The organism is Knoellia sp. S7-12, assembly GCF_040518285.1.
GTDB lineage: Bacteria > Actinomycetota > Actinomycetes > Actinomycetales > Dermatophilaceae > Knoellia.
The window spans coordinates 2,907,998-2,925,438 of sequence record NZ_CP155449.1 but is presented as its reverse complement, the minus strand read 5'-3'; the positions used below and the strand labels follow the sequence as shown (position 1 = coordinate 2,925,438).

Here is a 17,441-nt window from a genome sequence, read left to right as displayed (position 1 = left end):
GTCAGCCCGTCGGGAGGCTGACCGTGAAGACGGCACCGTCGTCGTTGCTCACGCTCACCTCTCCTCCTCGTTTGCTACAGACCATACGCACGAGCGCCAGACCGATGCCGCGTGAGGACCCGGGCTCTGCGTCCTTGGTCGACCAACCGCGCACGAAGAGGGTGCGCATGTCTCCCGTGGGGACGCCGGGACCGTTGTCGCGCACCACGAGTCGGACGGAGCCGTCGTCCGGTCCCGTGAGTGCCACGCGGACGCGGCCGCTGAGCTCTGGGACGGCATCGAGGGCGTTGTCGACAAGGTTCCCGAGGATGGTGTTGAGGTCCGTCGACAGGTCACCGTCGAGCCGGGCCAGTCGGGTGTCGTCGTCCAGGTCCAGCGTGATCCCGCGCTCCGCGGCCTGCCGGCTCTTGGCCATGAGCATCGCTGCGACTGCCGGGTCGGCGACGGCAGTCCCCACCCGGGCGGTCAGCTCGGCCTCGTCCGCCGTGATGTGCCGGATGTAGTCCTGCACGTCGGCGTACTCCTCGAGCGCGATCAGCCCGGCGACGACGTGCATCCGGTTGCTGAACTCGTGGGCCTGAGCACGCAGCGAGTCGGTCGTCGCCCGGGTGACGTCAAGGTCGCGCTGCAGCTCGAGGAGCTCGGTGCGGTCGCGGAGTGTGGCGACGTGCCCGACGAGCCGCCCCTGCTGGCTCACGGGCATGACGTTGGCGGTGACGAGTCGTCCCCGGACGAGCAGGACCCGGTCGACCGACCGCACCTCAGGCTCGTCGGCGACCGTCATCGTGGGGCCACTGCGGAGGCGTCGTGACGGGAACAGCGCGAGGAGCGGCTTGTCGGCGCCCAGCTCGGACAGTGAGTGCCCCCCGGCCCCCGCCTGGGGGATGGACAGCAGGCTCGCGGCCTCATCGTTGATGAGCGTCACCCGCCCGGCGAGGTCGACGGCGAGAAGTCCCTCTTTGATGCCGTGCAGCACCGCCTCCCGCTGCTCGACGAGGCCCGCGATCTCGTAGGGCTCGAGCCCCAGTGTCTGTCGCTTGACCCGCCGAGCGAGGAGCAGGGAGCCGAAGACGCCGATGAGGCCGGCGAGGCCGAGATAGTTCAGGAGGTTCGGGGTGATGGTCGCGAGGTCGTCCCAGACCGAGGGTGAGGGCCTCGTCACGGCGACGACACCGACCGGCTCGAACTCGCCGGGCACGATCACCGGCGCCATCGCCATGATGGTCTCGGGGTCGTCGTCGTCCCCCTCACCGCCAAGCCACGAGCTGCCCTCGAAGGCATCGGTCCGGGGCAGGCGGCGCAGCGGGTCCTCAGCGGCCGCCGCGACGACGGAGCCGTCGCTCGTGCGCGCGAGGTAGACGCCCTCGGAGTCCGAGAGTGTGCGGGCCGACTCGAGCGCTGCCTGGGCCTGCGACGTCCAGGCCTCGCCCTGCGGCCCGAGCACCTGTCGGACCCCGGGCTCCTGGGTCACCTGCTCGGCGACCTGGCGCGCACGACGGACCTCGCGGTCGGTGACGCCGGCGCCCTGCTGGGCGACCGAGAGGGCCCCCACCCCGACGAACACGATGCTCACGATGAGCAGCTGCGTGGCGAGCATGCGGCCGGCAAGGGTCTGCGGCCAGATGCGACGCATCTGCGTCCGCACCTGTCGTCCCAGTCCTCGCGCCACTCCTTGATTGTGCCGGTCGGGCCCACCTACCGCTGCCAGACGCGTGAGCACAAAGAACTCAACAGAGTCTGTGGCCGCAACCGTGACAGCAGGTCCGTGAGGCGCGACGGTGGGATCCAACGCACCCCCGACAAAGGAGTCCATCGTGCACATGACGTCACTGGTTCGCAGCGCCGCAGTCACCGCGGCCGCAGCCCTCGCCCTCACCGCCTGCGGAGTGAGCAAGGACAGTTCCGAAGGCACCGCCTCCGGCTCTGCTGGCAGCTCCGCCAGCGCAGAGAAGCTCACCGGCCTTCGGATCCTGGTCCCGAACTCGCCCGGATCGGGCTACGACCAGACGGCTCGCGCCGTCTCCGCCGACCTCCAGTCGGCCGGACTCAGCGGGTCCGTCGAGGTCTTCAACCAGGCCGGTGCCGGAGGCACCGTCGGCCTCGCGCGGCTCATCAACGAGAAGGGCAAGGGCGACCTCCTCATGCAGATGGGACTCGGCGTCGTGGGCGCGTCCTACAGCAACAAGTCGGAAGCCAAGCTCACCGACACCACGCCCATCGCCAAGCTCATCGAGGAGTCAGAGGCCATCGTCGTGGCGAAGGACTCGCCCTACAAGACCCTCGACGACCTCGTCAACGCGTGGAAGGCCAACCCGGGCGCCGTACCCGTCGGAGGCGCGTCCAACGTGGGTGGTCCCGACCACCTCACGCCGATGCTCCTCGCCAAGGCCGTTGGCCTCGACGCCAAGAAGGTCAACTACGTCGCCTACGACGGCGGTGGCGAGCTCATGACCGCCGTCCTCGGCAAGAAGCTCGGCTTCGCCGCCACCGGCGTCAGCGAGGTCATCAAGCAGGCCGAGTCCGGTGCCGTGCGCGTCCTCGCCGTGACGAGCGACAAGCCGGTCGAGGGCCTCGACGCCAAGCCGCTCAAGGATCAGGGCGTCGACATGGTCTTCACCAACTGGCGCGGCCTCGTCGCTGCCCCGGGGATCACCGACGCCGACAAGCAGAAGCTCGTCGGCGCGGTCACCGCGCTGCAGGGCACGGAGGAGTGGAAGAAGACGCTCGCGGACAAGGGCTGGACCGACGCCTTCATCGTGGGCGACGAGTTCAAGACCTTCCTCACCTCCGAGAGCGACCGCGTCGCCGGTGTGCTCAAGGAGCTGGGACTCGTCTGATGAGTGACGACGTGCAGTCGCGGGGGGAGGGGCGCTCCGAGTACGGGGTGTCCCTCCTCCTGCTGGTCCTGGGTGGCATCGCCATCTTCGACGCCCTCGGTCTGGAGGAGCAGGGCGCCCGCGGCTTCCTGACCGCTCGCACCGTGCCCATGTTCATCGGCGTCGTTCTCATCGTCTGTGCCGCCCTGCTCGCTCTCGACGTTGCACGCGGCGGACGTGGGGAGCAGGAGGAGGGCGAGGACGTCGACCTCAGTCACGGCTCCGACTGGAAGACGGTGGGACTGCTCGTCGCGGCCTTCGCGTTCAACGCGGCGTTCATCGACACGCTCGGGTGGCCCATCACAGGAGCCGTGCTCTTCTTCGGTGCGGCTTTCGCCCTCGGCAACCGCCACTACGTGAGGCTCGCGGTGATCTCGGTCGCACTCTCCCTCATCACTTGGTACGGCTTCTTCCTCGGCCTGGACGTCAAGCTCCCGGCCGGCCTCCTCGACGGGATCCTGTGACATGGACGGCCTCAACGCACTGCTCGAGGGGATGTCGGCGGCCCTGACGCCGATGAACCTCGTCTATGCCTTCCTCGGCGTGCTGCTCGGCACCGCCATCGGCGTCCTGCCAGGCATCGGCCCGGCCATGGCCATCGCCCTGCTCCTGCCACTCACCCTCACCCTTCCCGTCCAGCAGGCGATCATCATGTTCGCCGGGCTCTACTACGGCGGGATGTACGGCGGATCCACCACCTCGATCCTGCTCAACACACCGGGCGAGAGCGCCTCGGTGATGACGGCCATCGAGGGCAACAAGATGGCCAAGGCGGGTCGCGGCGCAGCGGCCCTGTCGACCGCGGCCATCGGGTCGTTCGTCGCCGGTACCATCGCCACGCTGCTCCTCGCGCTCCTCGCGCCCCAGGTCGTGAAGTTCGCGATCCAGCTCGGCGACCCGGACTACCTCGCCGTCATGCTCTTCGCGTTCGTCGCGGTGACCACGGTCCTCGGCTCATCCAAGATCCGTGGCTTCGCCAGCCTCGGGCTGGGTGTGTGGATCGGCCTCATCGGCATCGACCAGACGTCCGGACAGCAACGGCTCACCTTCGGCATCGACCAGCTGTCGGACGGCATCGACGTCGTCGTCGTGGCAGTCGCCCTCTTCGCCATGGGTGAGGCCCTGTGGATCGCGGCGCACCTGCGGCGGGCCCCGGCCCAGATCATCCCGATCAAGGGCCGGCTCATGACGAAGGAGGACCTCTCCCGCTCGTGGAGGCCCTGGCTGCGCGGCACGGCGATCGGCTTCCCCTTCGGCGCGATCCCGGCCGGAGGTGCCGAGATCCCGACCTTCCTGTCGTACGTGACGGAGCGCAAGCTGGCCAAGAAGCCCGAGGAGTTCGGGCACGGCGCCATCGAGGGCGTCGCCGGACCGGAGGCGACCAACAACGCCTCCGCGGCGGGCAGCCTCGTCCCGCTGCTCACCCTCGGGATCCCGACGACCGCGACCGCGGCCGTCATGATCCTCGCCTTCCAGAGCTACGGGATCGCGGTCGGCCCGCGCCTGTTCGAGGAGCAGGGTCCGCTCGTGTGGACGCTCATCGCCAGCCTGCTCATCGGCAACGCGATGCTCCTCGTGCTCAACCTGCCGATGGCCGGCCTCTGGGCCAAGCTCCTGCTCATCCCCAGGCCCTACCTGTATGCCGGCATCCTCATGTTCGCGTCGCTCGGCGGCTACGCGGCCAACGGCTCACCGTTCGACCTCTGGCTTCTGCTCATCGTCGGCGGACTCGGCTTTGCGATGCGCCGCTACGGACTCCCGATCGTTCCGCTCATCGTCGGCCTGATCCTCGCCCCGAGGGCCGAGATCTTCATGCGCCGGGCCCTGCAGATCAGCGACGGCAACCTCTCGGGCCTCGTCAACACGCCGTTCTCGAAGGTCGTCTACGCCCTCATCCTGCTCCTCGTCATCGTCCCCTTGGTCTGGTCCAAGGTCCGCGGTCGAAGAAACACCCCCGAGGACCAGCACACGGGAACCGACGACGTCCGCATGCCCGCCAACAACGAAGGAGCCTGACATGCCGGTCATCGTGGGGTTCGTACCCACCAAGGAAGGTCGCGCCGCCCTCGACGCCGCTGTGGTGGAGGCACGGAGCCGCAACAGCCGACTGATCGTCGTCAACGCCAGCACCGGTGCGGCCTCGGCCGACAACCGCTACGTGGACGACGACCAGCTCACGGCGCTGCGGGCCGAGCTCGACGCGTCGGGTCTGGACTACGAGGTGTCGCACGCGGTCCACAAGAAGGACCCTGCCGAGATCCTCGTCGACCTGGCCGAGGAGACCAACGCCGAGCTCATCGTCATCGGTGTCCGACGGCGCACACCGGTCGGCAAGCTCCTCCTCGGGAGCCAGGCCCAGAAGGTCTTGCTCGACGCCGAGTGCCCGGTGCTCGCCGTCAAGGCGCCCCGCTGAGAAACGCGCACGTCGCCCAGAGCCGCCCACGGGAGTTCCCGTGGGCGGCTCTGGCGTGTCAAGGGCGCGGGCCACACCGTCGGAGCCCTGACGCGGCACGTGGTGCGGAGACCTAGACTTGCGCCCATGGCTGAACTCACCCGCGACGACGTGGCCCACCTCGCCGGTCTCGCCCGCATCGACCTCTCCGACACCGAGCTCGACACAATGGTCGGTGAGCTGGGTGTCATCCTCGAGTCCGTGGCGACCGTGCAGCAGTCGCCCATCGAGGGCGTCGAGCCCATGAGTCACCCGATGCCGATCGTCAACGTGACCCGGCCCGACGTCGTCCGTCCGAGCCTGACGGCTGAGGAGGCCCTGTCGGGCGCCCCCGAGGCCGACCAGCAGCGCTTCTCCGTGCCGCGCATTCTTGACGAAGACTGAAAGGCGCAGGTATGCCGTGTGGTGCGCACACGGCATACCCACCGTTGTTCTCCCGCACCACGCATTCACGCAACCGCAAGGACCGATGTGACCACCGACCTGACCCGCGCCAGCGCCTCCGAGCTCTCCGACCTCCTCACCACGGGTGAGACGTCGTCGGTCGAGGTGACCGAAGCGCTACTGGCCCGCACCGACGCCGTCGACGGCGACATCCACGCCTATCTGCACGTCGACCGCGACGGCGCTCTTGCGAGTGCCCGCGACATCGATGAGCGACGTGGGCGGGGTGAGCAGCTCCACCAGCTCGCTGGCGTGCCCATCGCCGTCAAGGACGTCCTGGCGACCAAGGGTCTGCCGACGACGTGCGGCAGCAAGATCCTCGAGGGCTGGATCCCGCCCTACGACGCGACAGTCGTGACGCGGCTGCGCCAGGCTGGCATGCCGATCCTGGGCAAGACCAACATGGATGAGTTCGCCATGGGGTCCTCGACGGAGCACTCGGCCTATGGGCCGACGCGCAACCCGTGGGACCTCGACCGCATTCCCGGTGGCTCCGGTGGTGGCTCGAGCGCCGTCATCGCCTCGTTCCAGGCGCCGCTGGCGATCGGCACCGACACCGGTGGCTCGATCCGCCAGCCGGCGGCCGTGACGGGCACAGTAGGGACCAAGCCGACGTATGGCGGAGTGTCCCGCTACGGCCTCGTCGCACTCGCGTCCTCACTCGACCAGGCCGGCCCGTGCACCCGAACCGTCCTCGACGCGGCGCTGCTGCACGAGGTCATGGGCGGTCACGACCCGATGGACTCGACCTCGATCAACGCGCCGGTCCCGGCTGTCGTCGAGGCTGCTCGTCGTGCCGACGTCAAGGGCATGAGGATCGGCATCGTCCGCGAGCTCACCGGCGACGGCTTCCAGGCCGGCGTCCAGGCGCGCTTCGACGAGTCGGTCCAGCACCTGGTTGACGCTGGTGCCGAGGTCGTCGAGGTCTCGTGCCCGAGCTTCACCGCAGCGCTCGCGGCCTACTACCTGATCCTCCCGAGCGAGGCGTCGTCCAACCTCGCGAAGTTCGACGCCATGCGCTTCGGCCTCCGGGTCCTGCCCGAGGGCATCGACGACCCCAGCGCCGAGCAGGTCATGGCGGCAACGCGTGACGCGGGCTTCGGTGACGAGGTCAAGCGCCGCATCATTTTGGGCACCTACGCCCTGTCGTCGGGTTACTACGACGCCTATTACGGCTCGGCCCAGAAGGTCCGCCGCCTCATCGCCGACGACTTCACCAAGGCGTTCGAGATGGCCGACGTGCTCGTGAGCCCGACCGCGCCGACCACCGCGTTCAAGTTCGGTGAGAAGACCGACGACCCGATGGCCATGTATCTCAACGACATCGCGACAATCCCCGCCAACCTCGCGGGTGTGCCGGGGATGTCGCTGCCCAGTGGGTTGGCTGACGAGGACGGTCTGCCGGCCGGCTTCCAGATCCTCGCGCCAGCAGCTGCCGACGAGCGCCTGTATGCCGTGGGCGCAGCTCTCGAGCAGCGCCTCCTCGCCTCGTGGGGCGGTCCGCTTCTGGGTCAGGCTCCCGATCTCTCGACCATGACGAAGGGTGCGTGACATGAGCGCTGTCGATACCGAAGCAACCATCGGCTATGACGAGGTTCTTGCCTCCTTCGACCCGGTCATGGGTCTCGAGGTCCACGTCGAACTCGGCACCGCGACCAAGATGTTCTGCGGCTGCCCGACCGAGTTCGGAGCCGAGCCCAACACACAGGTCTGCCCGGTGTGTCTGGGGCTTCCCGGTGCGCTGCCGGTCGTCAACGAGAAGGCCGTCGAGTCGGCGATCCGCATCGGTCTCGCGCTCAACTGCGAGATCGCGCAATGGTGCCGGTTCGCGCGCAAGAACTACTTCTATCCGGACATGCCCAAGAACTTCCAGACGTCGCAGTACGACGAGCCGATCGCGTTCGAGGGCTACCTCGACGTGCAGCTCGACGACGGCTCGACCTACCGCGTCGACATCGAGCGCGCGCACATGGAGGAGGACACGGGCAAGTCGCTTCACGTCGGCGGCTCGACCGGTCGCATCCATGGCGCCACGCACTCGCTGGTCGACTACAACCGAGCCGGCATCCCCCTCATCGAGATCGTCACCAAGCCGCTTCGTGGTGCGGGAGAGCGTGCGCCCGAGATCGCGCGCGCCTATGTCGCGACCCTGCGTGACCTGCTCAAGGCGCTCGACGTGTCCGACGTCAAGATGGAGCAGGGCTCGATGCGCTGCGACGTCAACCTCTCGCTCATGCCCAAGGGTGAGACGACCCTCGGGACCCGCACCGAGACCAAGAACGTCAACTCACTCCGCTCGGTCGAGCGCGCGGTCCGCTACGAGATGTGCCGACACGGCGCGATCCTGCAACAAGGCGGTTCGATCCTTCAGGAGACCCGCCACTGGCACGAGGACACCGGTGTCACGACGTCCGGGCGGGTGAAGTCCGATGCTGATGACTACCGCTACTTCCCTGAGCCTGACCTCGTGCCCGTTGCTCCGTCACGCGAGACCGTCGAGGATCTGCGAGCCACCCTTCCAACCGAGACGTCGACAGGCCGTCACAAGCGTCTCCAGCTCGACTGGAAGCTGAGTGACCTGGAAATGCGGGACGTCGTCAACGCGGGCGCGGTCGACCTCCTGGTGCAGTCAATCGAACTGAAGGCAACGGTCCAGGGCGCGCGCAAGTGGTGGCTGGGTGAGATCGCCCGGAGAGCGAAAGAGAGTCGCCAGTCGCTCGAAGAGTTCGCACTGTCGGTTGGAGTGACTCCTCGCACGATCTTTGAACTTGATCATCTTGAAGCCACAGGCCGAGTTAACACCGCGATGGCACGGCAGGTTCTTGATGGTGTTCTGGCCGGCGAGGGACAGCCGATTGCGATCGCGGACCAGCGTGGGCTCAATCTTGATCAGGGTAACGACGGCGCCCTCGAGGCGGCGGTCGACAAGGTCATCGACGCCAATCCCGATGTGGCGCAGAAGGTTCGCGACGGCAAGGTCCAGGCCGCTGGCGCACTCATCGGACAGGTTATGAAGGAGATGAAGGGTCAGGCCGACGCAGGCAAGGCCCGCGAGATCATCCTCGCCAAGCTCACCGACTGAACGGTTCACATTGCGCGGACGAATCCCCGCCAGGCGTTGCGCCGGGCGGGGATTCGTCCGTCGGTGGGCAGGGGAGCCCTACCCATGGCCGGGAGTACCCCGTGGTGTCAAGGATGTGCGTGTGGGGCACTCGCCCAACAGATGCACCAACGGAGGGGATCCAGCATGGCCAGGCACAAGAAGAAGTCGACCCGCGCGACGGGCCGGAGAGCACTCACAGCATTCGTCGGACTCGGCGTTGTCGCCGCCGGCGTTCCAGCAGCGATGCAGGCGACTGCGGCACCGCTCGACGAAAGCGCGGCCGCTGCACGCACACCCATCAAGGTCGTCCAGCACAACACCGACCAGAAGCGCGGTTCCTTCCAGAAGCTCGTTCAACGTGGTGGGCAGAATGATCTTCTGCTCGCCGAAGAGGTCTGCGAAACCTGGGTCCAGAAGGTCAAGAAGGATCACCCTGAGTGGACGGTTTCCTTCCACAAACAGAAGGTGACTGAGAAGCCGACACCGAAGACCCCCGAGGCCCATCTCTGCGAGGGAAAGAGCAAGTGGAAGGGTGTCGTGGCGATTCACACGGGCCCTGGGAAGGCATCGAAGCAGGAGTTCTCCTTCTACGCCGAGGGCGAGTCTCCCGACCCCGACCAGAACTTCGGGATGGCCTGTGTCAAGTTCACCAAGGGCGGAACCGACGTGCATGGCTGCGCGACGCACCTGCAGATCTACGGAGACGAAGACTTTGCGCACCGGGCGCACCAGACGGGTCGCATCAAGCAGATCACCCATCCCTGGATCGCGAAGAAGAAGAAGAAGCATTCGGTGATCGTGGGCGGCGACTTCAACGCTGTCCCGAACTCCGTGCCGCTGTCAAACATGTATGGCCCCAACGGATCGGGGGATTTCGTCGAGGCGCACCAGCTTCGTACCGGGAATGCGGCGCGTGTGGGGCAGCCCACTGCCGTCGGCAAGGATCGGGACCCTCGCAAGATCGACTACGTCTTCTTCTCGAGCAATCTCTCTCCGCTGAACTCCGGTGGCTCACTGACCGTGAGCCCGGTGACCACCTCCGCCGACGGCCACGCAGTGTTGGCGGCCACCGGTCACATCGGCTGACGACCGCAGGCCAGACCAGTAGGTGAACGACGATGCCGCCCGACTCAGCCGGGCGGCATCGTCTCTCCTGACAACTGCTGGCTTCAGTAGCGGGTCGTGCGTCAGCGGCGGCCGCCGCCGAGGAGTCCGCCGAGAATGCCACCGAGGATGCCGCCTCCCGACTGCTGGGTCTCCTGCTGCGGGGCCGGGGTCTGCTGGGCGGCAGTGCCACCACCGAGCGCCCCACCGAGGACGTCCTGAAGCATCGAGTCGAGGGAACCGGGACCACCCCGGGCGGTGTCGTCGGCCGGAGCCTGGGTCTGCGGTGTTGCCGTGCCACCACCGACGCCGCCACCCTTGAGCACCTTGTCGGCGATGTAGGACAGGACGATCGGGGCGAGGATCGGGATGAGCTTCTTGATGAGACCACTGCTCGCGCCGGTCCCACCGAGGGCGGAGTACACCTGCTCCTCGTTGGGTCCGAAGATGTGCGAGGCGATCTTCTGACCGTCGGCCGGGTCGACCCGGGCGGGGTCGACGTCGTCGGTGTGCTGGCCGAGCGCCTCGACGATGGAGCTGGCGCCACCACCTTGGGCATTGGCCTGGAGTCCGCCGAGGAGCGCGGGCAAAGCGGCCTGGGCGGCTGCCTGCACCTCCTGGGGCTCGGCGCCGACCTGTTGGGCCAGCTGGTCGATCGGCAGATTCTGGAGGATCTCGTCAATTGCAGCCATCGTGGGTGCCACCTCTCATCGTTCTGGCGGGCATCGGCGCCCACCCCTGGTTTCAACGTACCCACCGGGCCTGTTCGACGGGGGTTTGTCGCCGACGGCCCCGCTGCTCACCCGATCGGAACCCGGATGATCCGGTCATCGCCATCGCGCGGCTCACCTCGGAAGGTGTTGTTGCTCAACATCCACAGTGTCTTGTCCGGGGCGCTGACGACGTCCCGGATCCGGCCAAACTTGTTCTCCAACAATCGAATTGGCTCGCCCTGTCGGCGGTTGCCAGCAACGTTGATCCTCCAGAGCGACTCACCGCGCAATGCCGCCATGTAGACCGCACCGTCCGCCCCGACCGCGATGCCGCTGGGGGACGAGTCCGACGTCGACCACTGGGCGATCGGCGCCACGAAACCCTCACGGTTCTCGATGCCTTCGACCTCGGGCCACCCGTAGTTCTTCCCGGGCACGATCACGTTGAGTTCGTCCCACGTGTTCTGCCCGAACTCGCTGGCGAACATTGTCCCGTCCTTGCCCCACGCCAGGCCCTGCACGTTGCGGTGTCCCAGACTCCACACGGGACTGCCGTTGAACGGGTTGCCCGCTGCCGGGGCGCCGTCCGCCGTGATGCGCAGGATCTTGCCGCCCAGGCTGGTCTCGCTCTGAGCGCGATCCGGTTGCGCCGCATCACCGGTCCCGACATAGAGGAACCCGTCCGGCCCCCAGGCGATGCGCCCTCCGTTGTGGTTTCCAGCCTTGGGTATGCCGCTGAGCACCGGTGTCATGGAGGTGAATCCGTCTGCCCCAAGGGTGGTTCGCACGATGCGGTTGTCGTCCCGGGCGGTGAAATAGAGATGCACCGTCTGGTCGCTCGCGAACGTGGGGGAGACCGCGATCCCCAGCAGGCCACCCTCGCCGCCAGCGTCCACACCATTGATCGTGCCGAGGCTGGACTTCTCGCCGGTCGGGGTGACGCGGAGAACTTCTGCCCTGTCCCTCAATGTGACGAGGGCGTCGCCGTCGGGCAGGAAGGCGATGGACCACGGCACCTCGAGACCGGTGGCGACGTCCGAGGGCGACCCCGCCGGGATGGTGCTGCTTGTCGAGGGTGAGGGGGTGGTGGATCCCGACGATGTGGCTCCCGAGGTCGAGGGGGTCGCTGTCGGGGACGTGGTCGCTGGCGGGTCACCCTCAGAGCCGGAGCAGCCCGTGAGGCAGAGCACGATGGCAGATGCAAGAACGAGAGGTCGGCACCAGGGCTGAGAGGACGGCATACGCCAATCGTGCCCTGAATTCAGACCGACGCGGCTGAGCGCGCGTCCATCAGCTGGTCGACGTGCTGTTCACCCCAGATGGCTACAGCGTCGAGCGCCGCATTGAGGGAGACTCCGCGCTCCGTCAGTGAGTACTCAACTCGGAGCGGGAACCCCTCGAACTGAGTGCGCTCGACCAGTCCATCACGCTCGAGTTCGCGCAGCTGGTCGGCCAGCACCTTCTCCGAGATGGACCCGCAGGCGCGCCGGAGCTCTGCGAACCGGTGGGTGCGCGAGGACAGCACCCAGAGCAGCGTGGGCTTCCACTTGCTGCCCACCGCGTCGATGGCGACGTTGACTCCGCACAGGTACAGGGGGTGGTCCACCGGGCATCCTCACTCCGAAGTCAGTACCCACAAACTTGTGCGTACTGTTGCCGATCCACTGGCGTTGCAATGCTCGAATCATGACAACGCCTACTGACATCAGCACGATTCCCACCAGCCCCGTCAACGTCGCCGTGCTCGGCCTCGGTCCCATGGGCATCGCCCTGGCGCGGACACTCCTCGCAGCGGGCCAGCAGGTCACCGTGTGGAACCGTTCACCCAAGGACCTCGAGCCGCTCGGGCTCCGCGGAGCGAATCTGGCAGAGCACCCCGCCGATGCGGTGGCGGACGCAGACACCGTAGTGGTGTGTCTTCGGGACCACACTGCGAGCCGCGAGGTCATCGACGCGATGCGGTCCCGCCTCGGGCAGCAGACGACGGTCCTCAACCTGACCACAGGCTCCCCGGATGAGGCAGTCGCCTCAGCGAATCATGCTGCCGCACAGGGGATTGCCTACATCACGGGCGCCATCATGGTCCCCACGCCGTTGATCGGCGAGGAGGACTCCTTGATCCTGTATGCCGGAGTGGAGGCTGACTTCGCGGCTGCCGCACCGACGATCCGGGCTCTGGGCGGCGTTGCCGACCTTGTTGGGACCGACCATGCGCGGCCGCCGGTTCTCGACATGGCGATGCTCGACATCTACTTCGCCGGGATGTACGCGTTCCTGCACTCGGCTGCCATGGCGCGGGCACACGGCATCGAACCATCGTCGTACCTGCCCTACGCGGACGGGATCGTCCGCACCCTGGGCTCCTCACTGTCGGATCTCGCGACGTCCTACGAGACCCACGACTACTCCGGCGGGGAGGGGCGACTCGACATGTGCCTGAGCTTCCTACGGCACATCGTCACCACGAGCGAGGGCGCGGGCGTCGATGCGGCGCTGCCCAGGCTCATCCGGGACGTCACCGAGATGCAGATGGGCAGAGTGGATCCGGGCACCGACTGGAACGTCGTCGCGGAGGGGTTCATGCGGACATAGGGTTTGCGACATGGTCGTCGTCTCCTTCCCTGATTCCCTGCTGCTCCACGCCGTCGGCGACATCTCTGGTGTCGAGGCGGTGCTGTGGGACCTGGTCGCAGGTCCGGCGACGGACGAGCGGATCGAGGTCGTCATCGCGCCCTATCTCGGTGCGGCCCAGGCGCTTGATGCCGTGGCTGACCTCCCCGCGTGCCGACTGGTGCAGCTCCAGTCGGCGGGCTACGACGGGGTGTTCGACGTCGTCCCCGAGCGGATCGGCGTCGCCAACGCGGCCGGTGTCTATGACGCGCCCACCGCAGAACTGGCTCTCGGGCTCACCCTCGCGTCATTACGGGGCATCCCCGACGCGGTGCGATCTGGTGACAGCGCCCGGTGGGTCCCGCTCGGTCAGCGCACCTCCCTCGCCGATCAGCGCGTCCTGATCGTCGGCTACGGCTCCGTGGGCACGGCAATCGCCCGTCGTTTCAACGCTTTTGACGTCTCGCTCACCGCTGTTGCGTCGCGAGCGCGTGCCGGCGACGACCTCGTTGACACGGTCCACGGGATCGACGAGCTGCCCTCGCTGCTGCCCGACCACGACGTCGTCGTCGTCATCGTCCCGCTCAACGACTCGACCCATCAGCTCGTCGACGAGGCCTTCCTCGCGGCCATGCCCGAAGGTGCGCTGCTCGTCAATGTCGCGCGCGGCCCCGTCGCCGACACCGACGCCCTGGTGAGGCACGCGGGTCGGTTGCGCATCGCGCTCGACGTCACCGATCCGGAACCGTTGCCGGACGGCCACCCCCTGTGGAGCGCACCCGATGTGCTCATCACACCGCACGCCGGAGGCAACACCACGGCGCTGCTGCCGCGGATGGCCGAGCTGCTGCGCGAGCAGCTGACGACGGTCGCGGCCGGAGACGCGCCACGCCACCTCGTTCGCCCGATTGTCAAGACCTGACAACCCCGCCGGACAGGGGCAAGATCAGGACATGACCGCTGCAGCTGAGGACCGGACGCTCGTGCTCGTGCGCCATGCCAAGGCCGAGCAGAGCGGCTATGACGCGGACCACGAGCGAGAGCTCTCTCCGCGCGGACACCGCGACGCCACCGAGGTCGGCAGGTGGCTCCATGCGCAGGGGATCGGAGTCGACGAGGTGCTCTGCTCGACCGCCACTCGTGCCCAGCAGACGTGTGAGGGAGTGTGGAGCGCTGGCTGCTCCGAGGCCGACGTCCACCACGAGCACCGCATCTACAACGCTTCTGCCGAGCGGCTGCTCGAAGTCGCGCGTGAGTCCGACGCCGATGCCAACGTCGTCATGGTGGTCGGACACGCTCCCGGTATACCGGTCCTTGCGTCCCTGCTCGCCGATGGTGAGGGCAGCGACCGCGCCCACGAGCTCATGAGCCAGGGTTTCCCCACCGCGGGCGTTGCCGTGCTGCGCTTCTCGGGCCATTGGAGTGACCTCGCGGCTGGCGTGGCTCGGCTCGACCGCTTCCACGTCGCCCGTGCGGGAGGCTGAGCGGGGGCAGCGCGGGTCAGTGGATCGCGCGCGTCAGATGACCGAGCGCATCGCTGCGATCGCCCCGCGCAGATAGCGCTCGACCACCACCCGCTCGTCGTCGTCGAGAGGGGCGTCGATCTCGGCCAGCTTGGCGAACATCGGTGCCAGGAGGGCAAACACCTCGCGACGTCCTGACTCGGTGACGACCACCTCCGTGCGTCGCCGGTCCTCGGCGTGCGGGTGTCGCTCTGCGTGGCCCCGCGCGACCAGCCGGTCCACGACCCCCGACGATGCTGCGGAGGTGACACCGAGGGCCTTGGCGAGTTCGACGGGCCCCATGGGCGAGGCCATGAGGTGGCGCAGTGAGTGCAGCTCTGACACGGAGAGTCCGGCTTTGCGGGCCACCTCGTGAGGCACCTGTGCCGCGAGGCCCACGAGCTCTTCGAGTGCGTCAAGGGACGCCGAGGGTCGGTATGCAGGCACGAACGACGTCACGGTCGTGGGGTCGTCCTTCGCGGGGTCGCCCGTAGTCGTGAAGTCGCCGGTTGCGCCCGCCTCAGTGGATTCCGTAATATCGCTCACCTACTTAGTAACTTGGTGAATCACTTACCAATCAACACTACCAAGGGGAGAACCCGCATGGCCGGCTTCGCTCGCTTCCTCACCCGCAAGTGGGTGGCCGGGATCATCGCGCTCGTGGCACTCGTCGGTGCGGGTGCCGCCATCGGCGTGATCGGCCAGGCCGAGCTCGGCCCGACCGCCACCGCGACGCTCCCGGTGGACTCGGATAGCAGAGCAGCCGCAGAGCTCAGCGCCGAGCTGCCCGAAGCGGATGGGTCCGCGGCTGTCGTGCTCTTCAGCAGCGAAGGACCGCTGGACGCCGAGGCGCTCGCGCTCGTGCAGGAGCGGGCTCGCTCCCTGCCCGGCGCCACAGGCGCCCCGCCGACCATCGCGAAGGACCGCACTGCCGCGACCGTCGTCGTGCCGGTCTCGGCCAACGACGCCACCGAGGTCGGGGTGGTCGTCGCTGAGCTGCGCTCCGCGGCCAAGGCCGACCTGGCCGACGGTCTGGCCGCCCAGGTCACCGGGCCCGCTGCGATCGAGGCCGACCTGTCGGCGGTCTTCGACGGAGCGAACGTCCGCCTCCTCGGGGCGACGGCAGGAGTCGTTGCGCTGCTGCTGATCATCACCTATCGGAGCCCGGTCCTGTGGCTGGTGCCGTTGACGGTGGTCGGGGTCGCCGACCAGCTCGCCGGCGTCCTGGCCACCCACACCATGGCGGCGTTCGACGTGCAGTGGGACGAGTCGACCGTCGGTATCCTGTCCGTGCTCGTCTTCGGAGCTGGCACGGACTATGCGCTGCTCCTCATCTCGCGCTACCGCGACGAGCTGCGTGTGCACGCCGACCGTCGCGAGGCGATGGCCAAGGCACTCGCCCGCACCGCCGAGGCCGTCCTGTCGAGCGCCTCCACCGTCGTGATCGGCCTGCTCACCCTGCTGCTGTCGGCCTTCCCCACGACGCGCGGCCTCGGACTCGCGTGTGCCGTGGGTGTCGTCGTGGCCGCTGGGTTCGTGCTGGTGGTGTTGCCCGCGGCCCTCGTGGTCTTCGGCCGGTGGATCTTCTGGCCCAAGGTGCCGCGCGAGGGCCAGGCCAGCCTGGCTGACTCCCGGTCGGCCTGGAGGCGCATCGGCGATGCCGTCGCACGGCGCCCTGCCGCCTTTGCGGCCGTGACCGTCGCTCTTCTGGCCCTCGCTGCCACGGGCACGACCCAGATCCGGACCGGTCTCGACGGAGCAGACCAATTCCTCCAGAAGCCCGAGGCGATCTCGGCCGGTGAGCGGCTCTCCGAGTCCTTCCCGGCCGGGTCGGCCGATCCCGTCGTCATCGTCTCGCGTGGCGCGGACCCCGCCGCCCTGACGTCGACGGTGTCCGCCGTGGACGGGGTTTCTTCGACCCGTGAGGTGGCCAGCGCCGGTGGGGTTAGCGAGATCCAGGCCGTGCTCGAGCCCCGCCCGGGGTCGGAGGCCGCCGAGCAGGCGGTGAATGCCATCCGGGATGCGGTGGCCGACACCCCTGACACGCACGTCGGCGGGACCGAGGCGGAGGCACTGGATGCGTCGGAGGCGTCCGGCCGGGACCGACTGCTTATCTTCCCGTTGATCCTGGGACTCGTGCTGGTGGCGCTGGGTCTCCTCCTGCGCTCGGCGGTCGCACCCATCGTCCTCGTCTCGACCGTCGTTGCGACGTATCTCTCGAGTCTGGGGATCTCGTGGGTGCTGTTCACCCAGGTCCTCGGGTTCGAACGGCTCGATGACGGAGTGCCGCTGCTGGCCTTCGTCTTCCTGGTGGCCCTCGGCGTCGACTACAACATCTTCCTGGTCACCCGTGCGGCTGAAGAGGCGCGGGGTCACGGCGCGCGAGAGGGGATGCTGCGGGCACTCTCTGCCACCGGCGGTGTCATCACGAGCGCCGGGATCCTGCTGGCCGCCGTGTTCGCGGTCCTGGGTGTCCTCCCGCTCGTGGTGCTCGCCCAGCTCGGCGTGGTCATCTGCATCGGAGTGCTGCTCGACACCCTCGTCGTGCGCACGGTCCTCGTGCCGGCCATCGCGCTCGTGCTGGGGGACCGGTTCTGGTGGCCCCGCCAGCTGGTCTGACCTGCGTCGGCAACTCTG

At 68.0% G+C, this 17,441-nt stretch carries 17 protein-coding genes; 12 read left to right on the top strand and 5 right to left on the bottom strand.

What is annotated here, in order from left to right:
* Nucleotide 1 precedes the first annotated feature (1 nt).
* Entirely contained in the window at nt 2–1,669 is a 1,668-nt protein-coding gene (locus V6K52_RS14110; RefSeq protein WP_353950746.1) for an ATP-binding protein, read from the bottom strand.
* A 151-nt stretch (nt 1,670–1,820) separates the two neighbouring features.
* On the opposite strand from V6K52_RS14110, the gene V6K52_RS14105 reads away from it, so the two are divergent.
* The 8 genes from V6K52_RS14105 to V6K52_RS14070 all read left to right on the top strand — a co-directional run bounded on the left by V6K52_RS14105 (nt 1,821) and on the right by V6K52_RS14070 (nt 9,961).
* Nucleotides 1,821–2,837, top strand: a complete 1,017-nt coding sequence (locus V6K52_RS14105) for a tripartite tricarboxylate transporter substrate binding protein (RefSeq protein ID WP_353950745.1) — start codon at nt 1,821–1,823, stop codon at nt 2,835–2,837.
* Complete coding sequence (locus V6K52_RS14100; RefSeq protein ID WP_353950744.1) at nt 2,837–3,340, top strand: tripartite tricarboxylate transporter TctB family protein; 504 nt, start codon at nt 2,837–2,839, stop codon at nt 3,338–3,340. The genes V6K52_RS14105 and V6K52_RS14100 overlap by 1 nt, the downstream gene beginning before the upstream one ends.
* Before the next feature lies 1 nt (nt 3,341).
* Nucleotides 3,342–4,892 carry a tripartite tricarboxylate transporter permease gene (locus V6K52_RS14095; protein ID WP_353950743.1) on the top strand — a complete coding sequence of 517 codons (1,551 nt, stop codon included), beginning with the start codon at nt 3,342–3,344 and terminating at the stop codon, nt 4,890–4,892.
* Nucleotide 4,893: 1 nt separating this feature from the next.
* On the top strand, nt 4,894–5,289 hold the full coding sequence (locus V6K52_RS14090) for a universal stress protein (RefSeq protein WP_353950742.1): 396 nt from the start codon (nt 4,894–4,896) through the stop codon (nt 5,287–5,289).
* A gap of 126 nt (nt 5,290–5,415) precedes the next feature.
* Nucleotides 5,416–5,712, top strand: a complete 297-nt coding sequence (gene gatC / locus V6K52_RS14085; RefSeq protein WP_353950741.1) for an Asp-tRNA(Asn)/Glu-tRNA(Gln) amidotransferase subunit GatC — start codon at nt 5,416–5,418, stop codon at nt 5,710–5,712.
* An 87-nt stretch (nt 5,713–5,799) separates the two neighbouring features.
* Complete coding sequence (gene gatA / locus V6K52_RS14080) at nt 5,800–7,323, top strand: Asp-tRNA(Asn)/Glu-tRNA(Gln) amidotransferase subunit GatA (protein WP_353950740.1); 1,524 nt, start codon at nt 5,800–5,802, stop codon at nt 7,321–7,323.
* A gap of 1 nt (nt 7,324) precedes the next feature.
* On the top strand, nt 7,325–8,854 hold the full coding sequence (gatB, locus tag V6K52_RS14075; RefSeq protein WP_353950739.1) for an Asp-tRNA(Asn)/Glu-tRNA(Gln) amidotransferase subunit GatB: 1,530 nt from the start codon (nt 7,325–7,327) through the stop codon (nt 8,852–8,854).
* A 165-nt stretch (nt 8,855–9,019) separates the two neighbouring features.
* Nucleotides 9,020–9,961, top strand: coding sequence for an endonuclease/exonuclease/phosphatase family protein (locus tag V6K52_RS14070; protein ID WP_353950738.1), 942 nt, complete (start codon nt 9,020–9,022; stop codon nt 9,959–9,961).
* A 101-nt stretch (nt 9,962–10,062) separates the two neighbouring features.
* On the opposite strand, the gene V6K52_RS14065 is transcribed toward V6K52_RS14070, so the two are convergent.
* The 3 genes from V6K52_RS14065 to V6K52_RS14055 form a co-directional block, all read right to left on the bottom strand.
* Nucleotides 10,063–10,671, bottom strand: coding sequence for a DUF937 domain-containing protein (locus V6K52_RS14065; RefSeq protein ID WP_353950737.1), 609 nt, complete (start codon nt 10,669–10,671; stop codon nt 10,063–10,065).
* A 107-nt stretch (nt 10,672–10,778) separates the two neighbouring features.
* Nucleotides 10,779–11,933 carry a PQQ-dependent sugar dehydrogenase gene (locus V6K52_RS14060; protein WP_353950736.1) on the bottom strand — a complete coding sequence of 385 codons (1,155 nt, stop codon included), beginning with the start codon at nt 11,931–11,933 and terminating at the stop codon, nt 10,779–10,781.
* 20 nt (nt 11,934–11,953) lie between these two features.
* Entirely contained in the window at nt 11,954–12,298 is a 345-nt protein-coding gene (locus V6K52_RS14055) for a helix-turn-helix domain-containing protein (protein ID WP_353950735.1), read from the bottom strand.
* Nucleotides 12,299–12,378: 80 nt separating this feature from the next.
* On the opposite strand from V6K52_RS14055, the gene V6K52_RS14050 reads away from it, so the two are divergent.
* Genes V6K52_RS14050 through V6K52_RS14040 form a run of 3 tightly spaced genes read left to right on the top strand, consistent with a single transcriptional unit; the run spans nt 12,379 to nt 14,786 of the window.
* A complete protein-coding gene (locus tag V6K52_RS14050; RefSeq protein ID WP_353950734.1) occupies nt 12,379–13,284 on the top strand; it encodes an NAD(P)-binding domain-containing protein in 906 nt (301 codons plus the stop codon).
* Between the two features lie 10 nt (nt 13,285–13,294).
* On the top strand, nt 13,295–14,224 hold the full coding sequence (locus V6K52_RS14045) for a 2-hydroxyacid dehydrogenase (protein WP_353950733.1): 930 nt from the start codon (nt 13,295–13,297) through the stop codon (nt 14,222–14,224).
* Between the two features lie 31 nt (nt 14,225–14,255).
* Entirely contained in the window at nt 14,256–14,786 is a 531-nt protein-coding gene (locus tag V6K52_RS14040) for a histidine phosphatase family protein (RefSeq protein WP_353950732.1), read from the top strand.
* Nucleotides 14,787–14,819: 33 nt separating this feature from the next.
* On the opposite strand, the gene V6K52_RS14035 is transcribed toward V6K52_RS14040, so the two are convergent.
* The gene (locus tag V6K52_RS14035; RefSeq protein ID WP_353950731.1) at nt 14,820–15,350 is read right to left on the bottom strand and encodes a MarR family winged helix-turn-helix transcriptional regulator; all 531 of its coding nucleotides are present in this window, start codon (nt 15,348–15,350) and stop codon (nt 14,820–14,822) included.
* Between the two features lie 57 nt (nt 15,351–15,407).
* Between V6K52_RS14035 and V6K52_RS14030 the strand changes: the two genes are divergently transcribed.
* On the top strand, nt 15,408–17,423 hold the full coding sequence (locus tag V6K52_RS14030) for an MMPL family transporter (protein WP_353950730.1): 2,016 nt from the start codon (nt 15,408–15,410) through the stop codon (nt 17,421–17,423).
* The last annotated feature ends 18 nt before the right edge of the window (nt 17,424–17,441 follow it).